This window comes from Candidatus Nitrosacidococcus tergens, from assembly GCF_902810445.1.
Classification (GTDB): Bacteria; Pseudomonadota; Gammaproteobacteria; order Nitrosococcales; family Nitrosococcaceae; genus Nitrosacidococcus; species Nitrosacidococcus tergens.
Window position 1 is genome coordinate 1,390,770 of record NZ_LR778175.1, and the last position, 16,480, is coordinate 1,407,249.

Annotated in this window: 14 protein-coding genes; 6 read left to right on the forward strand and 8 right to left on the reverse strand. The window is 37.4% G+C overall.

Annotation, left to right across the window (positions count from 1 at the left end; genetic code table 11):
- Positions 1-63: 63 nt before the first annotated feature.
- Both NSCAC_RS06675 and NSCAC_RS06680 read right to left on the reverse strand, forming a co-directional pair.
- Positions 64-1,077 (reverse strand): zinc-dependent alcohol dehydrogenase family protein, encoded by a 1,014-nt coding sequence (locus NSCAC_RS06675; protein WP_197744046.1) that lies wholly within the window; start codon positions 1,075-1,077, stop codon positions 64-66.
- 31 nt (positions 1,078-1,108) lie between these two features.
- The gene (locus NSCAC_RS06680) at positions 1,109-1,549 is read right to left on the reverse strand and encodes a GNAT family N-acetyltransferase (protein ID WP_197744047.1); all 441 of its coding nucleotides are present in this window, start codon (positions 1,547-1,549) and stop codon (positions 1,109-1,111) included.
- Between the two features lie 91 nt (positions 1,550-1,640).
- Here NSCAC_RS06680 and argA point away from each other — a divergent pair, with 91 nt between their 5' ends.
- Positions 1,641-2,957 carry an amino-acid N-acetyltransferase gene (gene argA / locus NSCAC_RS06685; RefSeq protein ID WP_197744048.1) on the forward strand — a complete coding sequence of 439 codons (1,317 nt, stop codon included), beginning with the start codon at positions 1,641-1,643 and terminating at the stop codon, positions 2,955-2,957.
- Between the two features lie 15 nt (positions 2,958-2,972).
- Here argA and NSCAC_RS06690 read toward each other — a convergent pair whose 3' ends face one another.
- Positions 2,973-3,506, reverse strand: a complete 534-nt coding sequence (locus NSCAC_RS06690) for an RNA pyrophosphohydrolase (protein ID WP_197744049.1) — start codon at positions 3,504-3,506, stop codon at positions 2,973-2,975.
- 122 nt (positions 3,507-3,628) lie between these two features.
- On the opposite strand from NSCAC_RS06690, the gene NSCAC_RS06695 reads away from it, so the two are divergent.
- Positions 3,629-4,288, forward strand: a complete 660-nt coding sequence (locus NSCAC_RS06695) for a histidinol-phosphatase (RefSeq protein WP_197744050.1) — start codon at positions 3,629-3,631, stop codon at positions 4,286-4,288.
- On the opposite strand, the gene NSCAC_RS06700 is transcribed toward NSCAC_RS06695, so the two are convergent.
- A complete protein-coding gene (locus tag NSCAC_RS06700) occupies positions 4,272-5,108 on the reverse strand; it encodes an XrtA/PEP-CTERM system-associated ATPase (protein WP_197744051.1) in 837 nt (278 codons plus the stop codon). The two genes, NSCAC_RS06695 and NSCAC_RS06700, sit on opposite strands and share 17 nt — an antisense overlap.
- Before the next feature lie 147 nt (positions 5,109-5,255).
- Here NSCAC_RS06700 and NSCAC_RS06705 point away from each other — a divergent pair, with 147 nt between their 5' ends.
- Entirely contained in the window at positions 5,256-6,575 is a 1,320-nt protein-coding gene (locus tag NSCAC_RS06705; protein ID WP_197744052.1) for a UDP-glucose dehydrogenase family protein, read from the forward strand.
- Between the two features lie 17 nt (positions 6,576-6,592).
- Positions 6,593-8,029: an Asp-tRNA(Asn)/Glu-tRNA(Gln) amidotransferase subunit GatB gene (gene gatB, locus NSCAC_RS06710; protein ID WP_197744053.1), complete on the forward strand. Its 1,437-nt coding sequence runs from the start codon at positions 6,593-6,595 to the stop codon at positions 8,027-8,029.
- A 100-nt stretch (positions 8,030-8,129) separates the two neighbouring features.
- Here gatB and NSCAC_RS06715 read toward each other — a convergent pair whose 3' ends face one another.
- Both NSCAC_RS06715 and NSCAC_RS06720 read right to left on the reverse strand, forming a co-directional pair.
- Entirely contained in the window at positions 8,130-11,090 is a 2,961-nt protein-coding gene (locus NSCAC_RS06715) for a CotH kinase family protein (protein ID WP_197744054.1), read from the reverse strand.
- A 239-nt stretch (positions 11,091-11,329) separates the two neighbouring features.
- Positions 11,330-12,064 (reverse strand): 16S rRNA (uracil(1498)-N(3))-methyltransferase, encoded by a 735-nt coding sequence (locus NSCAC_RS06720; RefSeq protein ID WP_197744055.1) that lies wholly within the window; start codon positions 12,062-12,064, stop codon positions 11,330-11,332.
- Between the two features lie 306 nt (positions 12,065-12,370).
- Between NSCAC_RS06720 and NSCAC_RS06725 the strand changes: the two genes are divergently transcribed.
- Entirely contained in the window at positions 12,371-13,072 is a 702-nt protein-coding gene (locus NSCAC_RS06725) for a cistern family PEP-CTERM protein (protein ID WP_197744056.1), read from the forward strand.
- A 96-nt stretch (positions 13,073-13,168) separates the two neighbouring features.
- On the opposite strand, the gene NSCAC_RS06730 is transcribed toward NSCAC_RS06725, so the two are convergent.
- The gene (locus NSCAC_RS06730) at positions 13,169-14,518 is read right to left on the reverse strand and encodes an adenosylmethionine--8-amino-7-oxononanoate transaminase (RefSeq protein ID WP_197744057.1); all 1,350 of its coding nucleotides are present in this window, start codon (positions 14,516-14,518) and stop codon (positions 13,169-13,171) included.
- 81 nt (positions 14,519-14,599) lie between these two features.
- Positions 14,600-15,601: a hypothetical protein gene (locus tag NSCAC_RS06735; protein ID WP_197744058.1), complete on the reverse strand. Its 1,002-nt coding sequence runs from the start codon at positions 15,599-15,601 to the stop codon at positions 14,600-14,602.
- Positions 15,602-15,730: 129 nt separating this feature from the next.
- Between NSCAC_RS06735 and pgeF the strand changes: the two genes are divergently transcribed.
- Complete coding sequence (gene pgeF, locus NSCAC_RS06740) at positions 15,731-16,462, forward strand: peptidoglycan editing factor PgeF (protein WP_197744059.1); 732 nt, start codon at positions 15,731-15,733, stop codon at positions 16,460-16,462.
- Positions 16,463-16,480: the final 18 nt, after the last annotated feature.

A 16,480-nucleotide genomic window follows, 5' to 3' on the forward strand; every position in this document is an offset into this window, starting at 1 on the left:
TTCCGTTGATTAGAAAAAAATACAAAGTACTTAAGGAGTATTATATTTATTTTGTATTAAAAACTACCATTCAATTACAATTTTTCCAAAATGCTGACCACTTTGCATTCGATAGAATGCATCAGCAAGCTTATCTAAGGTAAAACTACAATCGATAATTGGCCGTATACCTGTTTGTTCCAGTGCAGCTATATAATCTTTTTGTTGGCGGCGATTACCTACAATTAGGCCCTGTAACCTAACTTGCTTAGTCATTAAACGGCGAGTAGATAGGGTACCTTGTTGCCCTGTAAGGATACCAATTAATGCAATATGACCACCTGCTTTTGCTGCAATAATTGACTGATCTAAAGTACCAGGTCCTCCTACTTCAATTACATGATCTACACCATTTTCTTCTGTAATTTCTAATACCTTTTTACCCCATTCTGGTATTTCTTGGTAGTTAATCAAATAATCAGCACCTAATATTTTGGCATGATCCAATTTATCATTAGAAGAGGAAGTACATATTACTTGAGCACCCATCGCTTTAGTAAGCTGCAATGCGGCAATGGATACCCCACCTGTACCTAACAATAAAACTTTTTCACCTGCTTTCAGAGAGCCGTTTACAACTAATGCTCGCCAAGCAGTTAGTCCAGCTGTAGTAATCGTAGCTGCTTCAGTATACCCCCAGTCACGGGGAGCCAAGGTAAAATCTGTAGCTGACCGTACTACATATTCACAAGCAAAACCATCGATACCATCACCTGGGGTTCCTGAAAAGTTAGTAACTTGTGCAAATGGTAAACCATCTTGCCACTGAGGAAAAAAACAAGATACAATTAAATCGCCTACTTTAAATTCTGTAACACCTTCACCAACCTCTTCAACCACCCCTGCTGCATCTGCCATAAGTACTCGACCATCAGCTGTAGGAATGCTTCCATTAGCAACTAAAAGATCGTGAAAATTTAATGATGAGGCATGAACTGCTACTCGAATCTGATCAAATCCGGGTGTACCCGGATCAGGTAAATTAGAAATTTCAAGGCGATCAAGACCTCCAGGTGAGCGAATCGTAACAGCTTTCATAATTTTTTCTTTAAAATATATAGAATTACTCTCATTTAAACTGTTTCTCTAGGCGTACTCCATCCGTACCGTCTTCATAATAACCTCTGAGCTCTTTAATTTTTTTGTATCCTAATTGATGAAATAGCCTTAATGAAGCGTGGTTATCTACTCGAATTTCTAAACGAAGAGCAGTAGATCCTCGGGTTTGAGCAAAAATTTCAGATTCTCTAACGAGTGCTTCCCCAATTCTTTTTCTGCGAGCAGTCGATGCTACTGCGATAGAATATAAACGGGATATACTTGAATTTTTCTTGAATAACAATAATCCATAACCTAATATTGCTCCGCTTTGCTCAGCGACTAGTATTTGCCCATTAGCTTGAGTAAGCATATAGCGAAGCTGGCGATGAGAAAGGCGATCAGAATTGAAACAACTATGCTCCAAAAATATTAAGCAATCTAAATCAGAAAGAGTAGCTTGTCGAATCACAAATTTTTAAAAAAATTAAAATAGCTTTTATCTTTATCGCTATGATCTTATAAAAGATAAGCTGTATTTTAGTAAAAATATTTAATTAAAAATGGCTAATTCTACTCACTTACTACCAGAAATTCATTGGCTCAGAAACTCCTCCCCCTATATTTATGCCCATCGAGGAAAAACTTTTGTTATTTCCTTCAGCGGAGCATTTATCTTAGATACTAAATTTCTTTACTTTGTCCAAGATGTAGCACTCTTATATAGTTTAGGAATACGTATTGTATTAGTACATGGTGCAGAAACTCAAATTGAAAATATTCTCACTCAAAGTAATTTAAATTTAAGTGAGATTAATGGTACACAAATTATACATTCTGAACTCCTGCCTCACATTAAAGCAGCACTTGGCACTACTCGAATTGAATTAGAGTCTTTGTTTTCCATAGGGCTAACTCATTCTTTTATGGCTGGAATGAGTATACAAATACTATCAGGTAATTTTATTACAGCTCGCCCTTTAGGCGTAAGAGATGGTGTGGACTATTGCCATAGAGGAGAAATAAGAAAGATAGATATTAATACAATACAACAGTCCCTAAGCCAAGGTTCCATTGTGCTGATTTCCCCTATAGGTTACTCTCCTACAGGAGAGTCTTTTTATCTTGATAGGGAAGAGATCGCTACGGAAATAGCAATAGCAATGAGTGCAGATAAGCTTATTTTTATGATGCAATCTACTAAGATAGACTCAGTATCTCTGCCTCAAGAGCTAGCCCCTACAGGAGTAACTCAATTTATCCAATCCTATCCTAAACTCCATCCATCTTTAATCACCCATTTACTCAACGCAGCCCATGCAAGCCAGTCTGGAGTAAAGAGAGTGCATATCATTAGTCAAGATACGGATGGTGCGTTGCTTATGGAGCTGTTTAAGCGAGATGGGGTAGGAATACTCATTACTGAAGCTATTTTTGAAGATACTAAAAAAGCAACTATAGAGGATGTAGGGGGAATTTTAGAACTAATCACTCCTCTTGAACAAAAAGGACTATTAGTACGAAGACCCAGAGAACAATTAGAAACTGAAATTGATCACTTTATCGTTATGGAGCGAGACAAAATGATTATCGCTTGTGCTGCACTATATCCTTTTGCAAAAGAGAAAGTAGGAGAGCTTGCATGTTTAGTCGTTCATCCAGAATATCGTAAATCAGGACGGGCTACTGCCTTATTAGCAACAATTGAAAAAGCAGCAAAACAAAAAGGATTAACGCAACTTTGCGTGCTTACCACACAAACTTTCCACTGGTTTCAAGAGCGAGGATTTACTCTATCCAGCCTGGAATCGCTACCTGAAAATAAACGAGTATTTTATAATTATCAACGCAATAGCAAAGTTTTAATGAAACTTCTATAGTGATTTTATTTCCGATCAACGCTTATTGTATTTATATAAACTTCTATAATGTCTTCTAGGCCTAAAAGGGCGATAATCAGGAAAAATTAAGGGTGCCAGCTCATTTAGCGCTCTATGATATACCTTACGTTTAAAGTAAACGATTTCGTTTAGAGGGTGCCAATAGTTTACCCAGCGCCAATAATCAAATTCTGGAACATTAGAAAAATTTAGCTGTACATCTTGATGCTGACCAATAAAGCGGAATAAGTACCAAATCTGTTTTTGACCAATACATAAGGGTTTATTACCATAACGAATAAAATGCTGAGGAAGGCGATAATGCAACCAATTCCGAGTGCAACCAATAATTTCTGTGTGATTTTGTTTTATTCCAATCTCTTCTTCTAATTCCCGATATGCCGCTTCCTCTGGGGTCTCATTTTTTTTTACCCCACCTTGAGGAAACTGCCATGCCTGCTCTTTAATACGCCGTGCCCACAACACTTTATTATTAGGATTACATAGAATAATTCCTACATTTTCTCTAAAGCCATCTTGGTCAATCATGACCTGCTACACCCTTTACCTTAAGATAACGATTATCATATTTTAAGATATCTAAATTTTAACACTTAGATCTAAATTATTGGCTATTATAAATAAATTTAAAATTAGGACGTTATGAAAAAATGGGATTAGCAATATTTGATTTAGATAATACATTGATTGGAGGAGATTCTGATTATTTATGGAATTTATTCTTGGCAGAATTAGACATTATTGATGGCACTAACCGAATAGCAAAAAATGAGGTGTTCTATCAACAGTACTTGGATGGTACTCTAAATATTTACGAGTTCCTTACTTTTCAATTTGAGCCACTAAAAAACCATCCTTTCAACCAACTGATTACGTGGCGAGCCCAATATATTAAAGAAAAAATTCAGCCTATTATTTTACCTAAAGCCTTAGAATTAATTAGTTTTCATCAAAGGCAAGGACATACATTACTGATTATTACAGCAACTAATCGATTTATTACCCAACCTATTGCAGAAATACTAGGTGTGCAGCACCTCATTGCGACTGAACCAGAAATGCAAGATGGTTGTTATACGGGAAGAGTAGAAGGAACGCCTTCTTATCGAGAGGGTAAAATAACTCGTTTACACGAGTGGTTAGCTCTGCAACATCTATCTTTAGATAATCCTAGCTGGTTTTATAGTGATTCTCATAATGATATTCCTTTGTTAGAGCAAGTCACCTATCCCACTGTAGTAGATCCAGATAAAAAATTAGCAACCCATGCTAAAAATCAAGGTTGGAAAATCATCAGTTTGAGAACGTAGATTCATTCGTAAAACTCTCTAAACTCGTCTCTTTAATAACGGATTTAACCGCATCCTCATTGATAGTATGTAATTCTTCAGTATAGGCATGAAGCAATAATCGCTCACAAAAAATATTGATTCGCCGGGGGATACCTTGGGTATGTTCATATATTAATTGATAAGCATCATGAGTGATCACAGGATCTTTACTCCAACCCACATGTTTTAAACGATGTTCAATATAGCCTTGAGTTTCTTCTCTACCCAGAGGGCTAAGATGGTAGGCAGCAATGATTCTTTGCCGTAAGTGTTCCATACTTTTTAAAGCTAAAATTTGCCGCAATTCATTTTGCCCAAGCAAAAAACATTGCAATAATGCTTTACCATTAATTTGGAAATTAGAAAGAAGTCTTAACTCTTCAAGAGAATCTGAGGGTAGATCTTGGGCTTCATCTACAATTAACAGTACACGCCTACCTCTTTGGGTTTGGTTAATTAAAAAAGATTCAAGATTTTTTAATAATGCAGCTTTCGTTAACCCTTCATAAGTTAGGTGATAAGAAGCAGCAATGTAACGGAGCATATCGCTTGATTCTAATTGAGTCGTACCTATTTGGGTGGCAATGACATCATTCTCAAGCTCTGAAATAAGCATTTGGACGAGCATGCTTTTACCAGTACCTACTGGACCAGTAATTGCAATAAATCCCTCCCCTTGTATTAAGCCATAGCGTAGATAGGAAATAGCCCGTTTATGGATAGTACTCCCATAAAAAAATTGAGGGTTTACACTGAGCTGAAAAGCTCTTCCCGTTAAATTATAAAAAATTTGATACATAAGTACTTTATTATGAAGAGGGTTTTAAATATTACTTTTTATTTTAGCAACAAATAAATAAGCCTTATAATACAGTTTCTATAAATGAAAAATATATTATTAAGCATCTACCTTTAAAAAACCAAATTACGAAAAAGTTAGAAGAAGATGAAAGTTACAATTTTTGGATCAGGTTATGTAGGGCTAGTTACTGGAGTTTGCTTAGCAGAGATAGGTAATGAAGTCCTTTGTATAGATATTGATGAGCAGAAGATTACAGCCCTAAAACAAGGAAAATCTCCAATCTATGAACCTGGATTGGAAGCTCTATTACAAAAGAATATAGAGGGGAATCGAATTGATTTTACTACAGATATATCTCGGGGAGTAGCTCATGGTCTTTTTCAATTTATTGCGGTAGGCACTCCTCCTGATGAAGACGGATCTGCTGATCTACAGTATGTACTTGCTGCTGCTCAAAGTATAGCCGAATCTATGGAAGATTATCGGATTATTGTTAATAAATCTACTGTGCCGGTTGGTACTGCCAATAAGGTCAAAGAAACCATTCAAAAAACCCTAGATATTCGGAAAGTGAATTTCGAGTTTGATGTGGTTTCAAACCCTGAATTTCTTAAAGAAGGAGCAGCAATTGAAGATTTTATGAAGCCCGATCGGGTTATTATTGGCACTGATAACCCTCGAACCACCGAGTTACTGCGGGTATTGTATGCCCCTTTTAATAGAAATCATAATCGATTAATTACTATGGATATTCGATCAGCAGAGCTGACCAAATATGCTGCAAATGCTATGCTTGCTACTAAAATTAGCTTTATGAATGAGCTAGCTAATCTTTCTGAAAAATTAGGGGCGAATATTGAGCAAATCCGCCAAGGAATTGGTGCTGATCCTCGAATTGGCTATCACTTTATCTATCCTGGGTGCGGCTATGGTGGATCTTGTTTTCCTAAAGATGTAAAAGCACTAGAACGTACTGCTCGGGAAGTTGGCTACAATGCACAGTTACTTAGTGCTGTTGAAGCAGTCAATGATCGGCAAAAAAATATACTTTTTCAAAAGATAAAAAATCATTTCAAAGGCAATCTTTCAGGAAAGACTATTGCACTCTGGGGACTTGCATTTAAACCCAATACAGATGATATGCGGGAAGCTCCTAGCCGTACTCTGATGGAAGCACTTTGGGAAGAAAATGTACAAGTGCAAGCCTACGATCCAGTAGCCATGGGGGAGGCTCAACGTATTTATGGAAAAGAAGAAAAAATTACTTTATGTAAAACGCCAGAAGCTGCATTAGAAAATGCAGATACATTGGCTATTGTGACAGAATGGAACATATTTCGTAGCCCAGATTTTGAAAAAATCAAATCTACTTTAAAAGAGGCTGTTATTTTTGATGGTCGTAATTTATACGATCCTTTGCTCTTAGCAAAGCTAGGTATTACTTATTATTCAATTGGACGGTAATTTTTAGGATTTTATCTATGCAATGGGAACCGATTATTGGGTTAGAAATTCACACCCAGCTTGCTACGCAATCTAAAATTTTTTCGGGTGCAGCTACTGCCTATGGTGCTTTACCAAACACTCAAGCCTGTGCAGTAGATTTAGGCTTACCCGGAGTACTTCCAGTGCTTAATGAAGCAGCAGTAAAAATGGCAGTTAAATTTGGCTTAGGAATCCATGCCGATATCACCCATCATTCTGTATTTGCTCGCAAGAATTATTTTTACCCAGATTTACCTAAAGGCTACCAAATCAGCCAGTATGAACTCCCCATTGTAACGAAAGGTTATATTACTATTAGATTAGAAGATGGCATCGAGAAGAAAATTAACATTACTCGAGCTCATTTAGAAGAAGATGCAGGCAAATCTCTCCACGAAGACTTTCAGGGAATGACTGGGATCGATTTAAATCGAGCAGGCACACCCTTATTAGAAATCGTCTCAGAGCCAGAGCTACGATCTGCAAAAGAAGCAGTCGCTTATATGAAAAAAATCCATACCTTAGTGTGTTATTTAGGGATTTGCGATGGAAACATGCAGGAGGGATCTTTTCGTTGTGATGCAAATGTCTCCGTACGTCCCCTTGGGCAAGAAACTTTTGGTACCCGTACAGAGCTTAAAAATATCAACTCTTTCCGTTTTGTAGAACGAGCTATTGAATATGAAATTGAACGACAAATTGAAATCCTAGAATCGGGGGGCACCATTACCCAAGAAACCCGCTTGTTTGATCCCAGTAAAAATGAAACTCGACCCATGCGCAGTAAAGAAGAAGCTATGGATTATCGCTATTTTCCGGATCCTGATTTGCTGCCTTTAGTGATTGATGATGAATTTATTGCGACAATTAAAACGACCCTGCCGGAACTTCCTGATACCAAGCGGAAACGGTTTATTAATGAATACCAGCTCTCTGCTTATGATGCAGACGTGTTAACTTCAAGCCGAGAGTTAGCAGATTACTATGAGCAAACTGTACAAGCGGTAGGTGGAGAACCTAAGCTTTGTGCCAATTGGGTAATGGGAGATTTAGCTGGTGCCTTAAATAAAGAAGGTAAAGAAATTCAACAATGCCCTGTTTCTCCTCAGCAACTAGGAGGATTAATTCAACGAATTGTCGATAATACAATCTCTGGAAAAATTGCAAAAACAGTCTTTGAGCAAATGTATGATCAGCAAGGTGAAGCTGATGAAATTATTGAACGTTCTGGATTAAAGCAGGTGACTGATACTGCGAGTATTGAAAAACTTATTGATGAAGTACTAGCAGCTAACCCTGAGCAGCTCGAACAGTATCGATCTGGAAAAGATAAGCTATTTGGCTTCTTCGTAGGCCAAGCGATGAAAGTATCTAAGGGTAAAGCCAATCCCCAACAATTAAATGAGTTGCTTAAGAAAAAATTGAATAGCTAAAAACATAGCGTATTTAGCAAATGCAATGTTTAATAAGCATATATGCCTTACGGCATATATGCTTGTTTGTAGTTCTCAGTTCTTTATAGCCTTAACAAAGCTATTCTTTATTGCAAAGGGTTTGTATCGCCCGATTACAAGTACCCTCTGAATTACAAGCTACTATTATTGGACTAGATTGTCTTTGATTAAGTGAATTACTGATAGAAGAATCTGTAAAAGAAGGAATAATAGCAAAGGAACTTCCAGAGGTATTACTTCTACTCAAGGAATTTCCGTTCCTGCTCTTAGTAGAAGAACTTGCAAAAGTAGAAGTATTATTCTCACAAGAGAGAACAGGTAGATTAGACGTAGGCACCTCTGAATTATAGGCAGGTGGGTTTGGGATTGGTGCTGATAAATGGTATTCACGGATTGATGGGCTAAAAGTAGAAGTAGATAATCCAAGATTATAGGTAGGTGGATTTGGAATAGGCACTGATGGGTGATATCCACGAATTATTGAATTGAATCTAGAAGCGGACGCCTCAGGATTAGAAGGAGACGATCCCGGACCAGAGCTAGGCGGATTAGGCGGATTAGGGTTAGAAGGAGACGATCCTGAACCAGAGCTAGGTGGATTAGGATTAGAAGGAGATGATCCTGAACCAGAGTTAGGTGGATTAGAGTCAGTTGGATCAGGGGCAAATAAATAATGTAACGAACTTATAATAGAGTTAGAGGTAGATGCTCTATAAAAATCATTTCCTATATAATCTGCAGTGACACTGGTATTAATAGTGCCCTCCCCTGTACCAGGTATGGAAATATCAGAGAAGCTAGCTGTTCCATCACCACTTAAAGTTGTTGTTCCTAAAGACTTACCTGAAATTGCCGTACCATTAAGTACTACTTGACCTGTAGGAATTACACCACCAACCGTTGGAATAACAGATAGGGCAAAATTACTATCTCCAGAGCTAGCTAAGCTAGTCACAGTTTGAATCAATGGTTTGGCTACTACTATGGTTTGTGGATTGGAAGAAGAAAGTGCATTGTTTTCATCGCCAGTATAAACAGCAGTAAATTGAAAAGTGCCTGCAGGAATCTGATTAGTTGTTAAAGTAGCTTGTCCATTTTCTATGGGAGCCATCCCTACAAGTACTCCGCTTCTCATGAATCCTATACTACCTGTTAAAGAAGATGCCCCCTCTACTTGTGCAGATAAGGTAGTTAACTCACCTTGATGTATTATAGAGTTGGGTACATCTGTAATGGTAGTAGTAGTGGTTGCTTTATCATTGTTAAATACTGAGTCTAAGTAAGCAATACGTAGTTTTAACCAGTTAGTAAAATAATCGATTTCCCCCTGATAACTACCTGCAGCTTCTGCATTAGGCCATACCCTGATGCCTTGCATAGGCCATCTGTCATTGTTGTCTCTTTGGGCTTGATTTAATTTTTGTGCTTCTAACTGAATTAACCCTAACCATTGATCAAATACCCCATTACGTTTTAAGGTATTCCATTGCTTTTTTACATCAGCTGCAAATCCTGGGTCTTTAAAAAATTGACTATACCAACGCTTAGTTTGCATCCACAGAGCAGTTGGGTTTTTAATGTCTGCCTGATTATCATTGCCCGAGCTAATATCAAAATCCCATACCGGTCCCATATAAAGAAAAGGGTTATTTCGTGCTTTATAGAAATAGGCACTGCTATACATAGCACCCGTATCTCGATTACCCATTACGTCGTTGACAATATAAAAATTGATGGCTGCTGCTTCATCAAAATACTTACGCCATCCGGTTTCTGGATCGGTAAAATCTATAGAGTAAAGCGCTGTTTCAGCTTCATTGACATAATCAGTAATGTACTGAATCTGTTCTGGTACTGCAGGGAAAGTATCAGGATTCTTTAGATTAATTGGAACTCCTTGGTTTGTGTCAAATCTAGGATCATCAGGATCAGGTTGATGATGATCAATTTCATTAAGATATCCTCCAGTAATTTGAGGCAGCTCGGTATCTAATTCGGAAAGTTCATCTATATTGACTTGATGCTCGCCAATATCTCGTTTTTCAACTAATTGATACAGTCCCTCATAGATGTTATTTAAATAAAGTGCAACGAATAATGAGTGAGGTGCCCAAGGCATATGTTCTGAAGTGCCACTTGGGGTAGGAATAATGCCTGTATAAGCTAGAGGTACTGGAGTTTCATCAAGGTAATCTCCTCCATAGGGGATATGATTCGCTAGCCAAAATGCTGCCCAGTTTCGTAAAAAAGTTTTATCGTCATAGTTGGCAAGCAAGAAATAAGTTTTCTTACTTCCACACGTCGGTTGCCCTGAATCTTTATCTACATAACCACAATCAAGCCCCATGGTGGATAAAACATCCATTTTTTTACTTAATTTAATGGTGTAAGAAAGTTTAGGCATGTTTGCTGTAGAGTTTCCATGTACCTTAAACCTTGCTGTATTGTCTGAGTGCGTTGGGTTAGGTAAATAGTTTTCTCCATCAGGAGAAGTAATTGTAATTATGCCATTAACATAATTGTCATCAATAATTGAAGCACTATTATCCGTATCAATATGTATAGCAGGTAGATCAATCTCTCTGGGCAAAAATGCAGGATCTGAAAGAGACATAGTTAAAGAAATAGATTGTGTAACCTGAACAGATCCTACCGCGCCAACTAGGGTAGCGATGGTTTGCCAGTCAGTTCCTTTGCTCTGAGCAGGAAGTCCTTTATCATCATCAATATTTTCTTCTTGTGGTACTTTACCTTGACCTGCTAAAGGTGATGCACTTAAAGTAAGCACACCAGAATCTCCTGGATTTAGTGTGACTGGTGTAACAGTTATGCCAGCAGGAAGATTAGTCATAGTAATTACTACTGGTTCATTACTGCCGTCATCTGCGACAGATATTTCTATAGGAACGTTTTGCTCTCCTGGATGGATGGTTAATTGTGTTATTGGGGTATTTAAACTAAAGGCTTCACTCTGATCAGAAAAAGCAAACAAAAGAAGAGCAACCCCTATAAACAGTTGGGATTTTCTAATATAAATCATTACTTATCCTTGATGGTTTTTTTAAGCCGAAAAATGGTTTTTTTGAGCTTTTTAAAATAAACTATTTTATTCTTTATATCAATGGAAAATATTGATAATTTTTTAGCTTAAAAAACAAAAATATCTATTTGATACTATTCTTTAAATATAGAATTTTTAGACAAAGATAAGTTTTGTAGCCTTATTTTTTAATAAGTATTTAGGATTTGTCTTAGATGTGAAGGGTTAGGGTTTTTGTTTTAAAAATCTCCCCAAAGTAATTGAAGGTTAGCCAATATAGCTGCCGTAGCGGTTTCTGTTCGTAAGATTCGAGGTCCTAATTGTACTCCAATAAACCCGGATTTTTGAGCTTGTCTTATTTCCGTAGCACTTAATCCCCCTTCTGGGCCAATGAGTACGGTAATTAACTTATTTATAATAGGTAGAGATAGGTTTTTTAGTGTGCAATTTGCGCTAGGATCTAACAAGATTTTTAGCTCCTCATTATAATAAGTAGCCTTCAAAAGATCAGTAAATAATTGAGGATTTTCTAGAGTAGGAAGATAATTACGACCGCATTGCTCACAAGCGCTGGTAATAATTCCCTGCCAATGAGCTAAACGTTTTTCTGCACGATCCTGACTAAAATTACTATATTCTGTAATCAAAGGAATGATTCGATTTACCCCTAGCTCTACCGCTTTTTGTAAAGCAAAATCCATGTGATCCCCACGAGAAATTCCTTGAGCTAGCGTAATAGTGAGTGACGATTCAGTTTTTCGATCTATCCGATCTGATAAATAGATTTGAGCTTGTTTTTTATTGATTTTAATTAAAGTCGCTTTATATTCACTTCCTTTCCCATCAAATAGATATAAGCTAAATCCTAGTTTTAGACGGAGCACCCGGATATGAGCGGCCGCTCTTTCATCTAATGCTACAGTCATGCCTGTTTCTAAAGATAAGGGCGTATAAATACGGGGAATAACTGCCATATTCTCGTAGTTTTCCAGTTTGAAGTAGCATTAAATACTGCTGTATTTCATATACAAGTTTATTTTAAACTGACAAAAATAGTCACTTATTACGATGAAAATTATACTTTCTTGCCCTACGCCCTACGCCCTACGCCCTACGCCCTACGCCCTACGCCCTACGCCCTACGTCTTATTTTTTCGATATTATAATTTTTGGCATAAATTTTGCTTTATCTACAATAATATCAATGTAGATATATCAAAGGAATATAATATATGTGTAAAAAGATAGTGCTTTTGGCGGTAATCACATTGCTGAGTTTAATGACGATCTCCGCACAGGCAATTTTAATCACTGACTCCAATGTAGTGAAGCTTACTCAAGATGATGTAAACCAATCTTTTATGTTAAATTGGACATCGCCAGCTGGTGACCCTTCTTTATCAGCTACCAGTACTTGGACAGTATACGATTTTAACACTACCACAAATACTGTAATCCTTCAGGGAGTATTAGCGAATACAACTGATTTAAGTACAACTGGACTTAGTAATGCAGGTATTACTACATTTGGGTTTGAAGCACCTGGCTTGGATTTTGCTGATTCTTCCGTGACTGGTGATGTATTTAGTAATATTGATCAAGTTAAGGGTAGTTTTCCCGGTGGTTCTAAGGTGAATACCTGCGTGTTTACTACAGGTTGTAACGGTGGATCACAAAATTCAGCACTTGCCGCTGGAGATGAAACTTATATAACATTATCTCTAGTCTTTGGTGATAACATCGGTGGTGCTAATGGGATACAGCTTTCAGCATTCCCAATTAAATTTCAAACCTCCAGTGGCTCTTATGAATTTACTGCAACTGGATCAGTACTAGGAGGGGAAGTACCACCAGGGGGCGGTAACCCAACTAACCCTTCAGTACCTGAACCCAGCATTCTTTGGTTATTCGGTGCAGGATTATTTGCATTGAGCTGGCTCAATCGCCGTCACTATTCCTATAGCCAAGTTTATTTGGCTTAATTAATATATCTACTAAAGTAAACTAGCCCTAGCCTAAGCTAGGGCTTTTTTATGAGCGGCTAAAAAATTAACTTACCTATTAGTATTGAACATACTTTAATCACAGGTAGCCCGATTAATACCTTCCCAAGCAATTTTAGCCAGTTGCTCAATTTCTTCAGGGGTAATTACATAAGGAGGCATAAAATACACTACATTCCCTAAAGGACGGAGCAATGCTCCTTGCGTTAGACCATATTCATAGACTCGTAACCCTCTCCGTTCTTGCCACGGGTAAGGGGTTTTGGTTGTTTTATCTTTTACCATTTCAATAGCTAAAATCATCCCATGTTGTCGCACTTCTGCCACATGAGGGTGATCTACAAAATGGGCAGTAGCAGTTTTCATCGCTTTCGCCAATTTTTGGTTATTCTCTAATATTGGATCTTCTTTAAAAATGTCGAGGGTGGCTAAAGCAGCACGGCAAGCAAGCGGGTTACCTGTATAGCTATGAGAATGAAGAAAGGCTTTTAGGGTACCATAATCATCATAGAATGATTGATAGATATATTCATGGGTGAGTACGACTGCTAAAGGCAGGTAACCTCCTGTGAGTCCTTTAGATAAACACAGAAAATCAGGCGTAATATTGGCTTGATTACAGGCAAATAAAGTACCAGTGCGACCAAAACCTACCGCAATTTCATCAAGAATTAAATGGACTCCATAACGATCGCAGGCTTCTCTAAGCAAAGAGAGGTAAATAGGATCATACATCCGCATATTGCCCGCACACTGGACTAAAGGCTCTACGATTACTGCACAAACCTCTTCATGGTGACGCCCGAGTGCTGCCTCCATATGGTTAAATTGTCGTTGGGTATACACTACTTCACTTTCCCCTGTTTCCCGATAAAAACAATCGGGAGAAGGTACCGTAATCACCTCCATCAATAAGGGCTTATAAGTTTCTTTGTAAAGTGCCACATTCCCTACTGATAACGCTCCTAGGGTTTCTCCGTGATAGCTATTAGTTAAAGTAATAAAGCGAGTTTTTTTTGTTCTCCCTTGGTTATACCAATACTGGTAGCTCATTTTTAAAGCCACTTCAATCGCAGCAGATCCAATATCAGCATAAAAACAGCGAGATAGTCCCTCAGGAGTAATAGCCTTTAATCGTTCCGAAAGTTCAATAATAGGTTCGTGGGAAAATCCAGCAAGAATCACATGCTCCAAAGTATCTAGTTGATTTTTTACTTTTTCGCTGATTCTTGGATTAGCATGACCAAATAGATTGACCCACCAAGAGCTAATCCCATCTAAATACTGTTTACCATTAAAATCTTCCAGCCATACCCCTTTTCCTCGGCGGATAGGGATTAAAGGGAGATTTTCGTGATCTTTCATTTGGGTGCAAGGATGCCATAATACACTTAAATCCCGCTTTACCCACTGCTGATTATTCATATTAAATTCTATGCTTCAATTGTAAATTTATAGATAAACCCTACTAAATAGGATTTTCAACTCTACCTCTTAGATGATTAATCACTCTGAAGTAGTGTTTATTTGGTTAGCTAAAGCATTCAATTGACTAACCAGAGTATTCCATTGAGTCATTACAGCATCGAATAAATTAGATTGAATGTTTGTATTGATTTGATCAGCCAGTGTATTGAGTTGAGTCATTAAAGCAGCAAATTGACTATTAGGAGTGTTAGTTAAAACAATTTTTGCAAATTGAGGATCGCCCAGTTCTGTACTCAGATTTTTTCCAATATAATACATACGGCTAGCTACAAAAGATGAGGCGTTTTCCATAAAATTACTTAAACCAGTAAATTCTATTGGTGCTCCAACATTACTCACAAACCCTACCATATGGTTAAGTCCATTTAAGATAGCTATAAAAAATTTTTCACTAATTCCACTGCCCATTACTCCTATATAAACGTTATTGCCTAAAGTGTTAGAAAAAGTAGGGTATGTAGAAATACCTACCACACTGGAAGAAGCACTATAGGATCCTATAGCCATAGAGGTATTAGTTTGGGGATCAGTATAAGTACTTGTCAGCATCATAATGCTTCCTTCATTCAATGCAGGGAGTATGGGAGATGTAATTGAAACTGTCCATAATCCTTCAAGGGAATTTAAGCTATCTGTTCCGTCCTTAAAATTAAGTCGGTGAATGCCTAGATTATTAATGGATAAACTACTGTTACTGTTTACACTATAAGTGTCTATTCCTTCAGGTGTAGTTGTATTATCAGGGTTAGTCTTCACCATTTGCACTTGAGCTGTGCTATCTTGAAAACCTCCACTTCCACTTGTCCAAGTGCCATCTAGATTAAATTTAGAGACAAATAGCGTATTGTTCTGAACTTCAATATTAATGCCGCTAAATTCACTGGTGGGTTGATCAGCAACATACCATCCATTTTCTGGAGCAAGAGAAGATTGTATTCCATTATCTGCAGAGAATGTTATTCTGAAATGAGTAAATATTACTAGTAGAACAAAGGTGGTAAGGTATTGAATTTTATTCATTATTTTAGTATCTCATTTATTATACTTGGTTATTGGTTTTTTGATTTATTTTATTTACTCACTAATATAGGTTATAGCAATAGAGATTGCTTCCCTATTATTTAATTAGTTAATATAGTTGATTAACTCATGCTACCTACCATTACCCCTAATTGGCCTGTCCTCAACCATATCTACGCTTATACGACTACTCGACAAGGAGGAATAAGTACTGCTCCCTATGATTCTCTTAATTTAGGAGATCATGTAGGGGATATATCCGAATCGGTAAAACAAAATAGAGAAATACTCTATCAAGCTTTATCGCTACCCAATGAACCTATTTGGCTGACTCAAATTCATAGTAATAAAGTGATTGATGGTGCTAATCACACAGATCGACAAGGAGATGGGTGTTTTTCCCATCATCCAAATGTAGTTTGTGCCATTTTAACTGCTGATTGTTTACCGATTTTAATTTGTAATAGACAGGGCGATAAGATAGCAGCCATTCATGGCGGTTGGCGCGGATTAGCTAGTGGGATAATTAAAAATGCTATTGAGAAACTAGCTACCCCAGCAGAAGAATTATTAGTTTGGCTAGGTCCTGCTATTGGTGCTCATGCTTTTGAAGTGGGTAATGAAGTTAGAGAAGTTTTTATCAATCAAGATAAAGAAAATCATATAGCTTTTACCTATATAGATAATACCCACTGGCTTGCCGATATTTACCAGCTGGCTCAACTACAACTAAGAAAATTAGGAATACAGGCTATTTATGGCGGAGAATACTGCACAGTACGAGATTCCGATCTATTTTATTCCTATCGGCGAGATGGCCTAAAAACAGGACGAATGGCTACCCTGATTTGGTATACATAGAGAGTAAAGTGCTGAAAA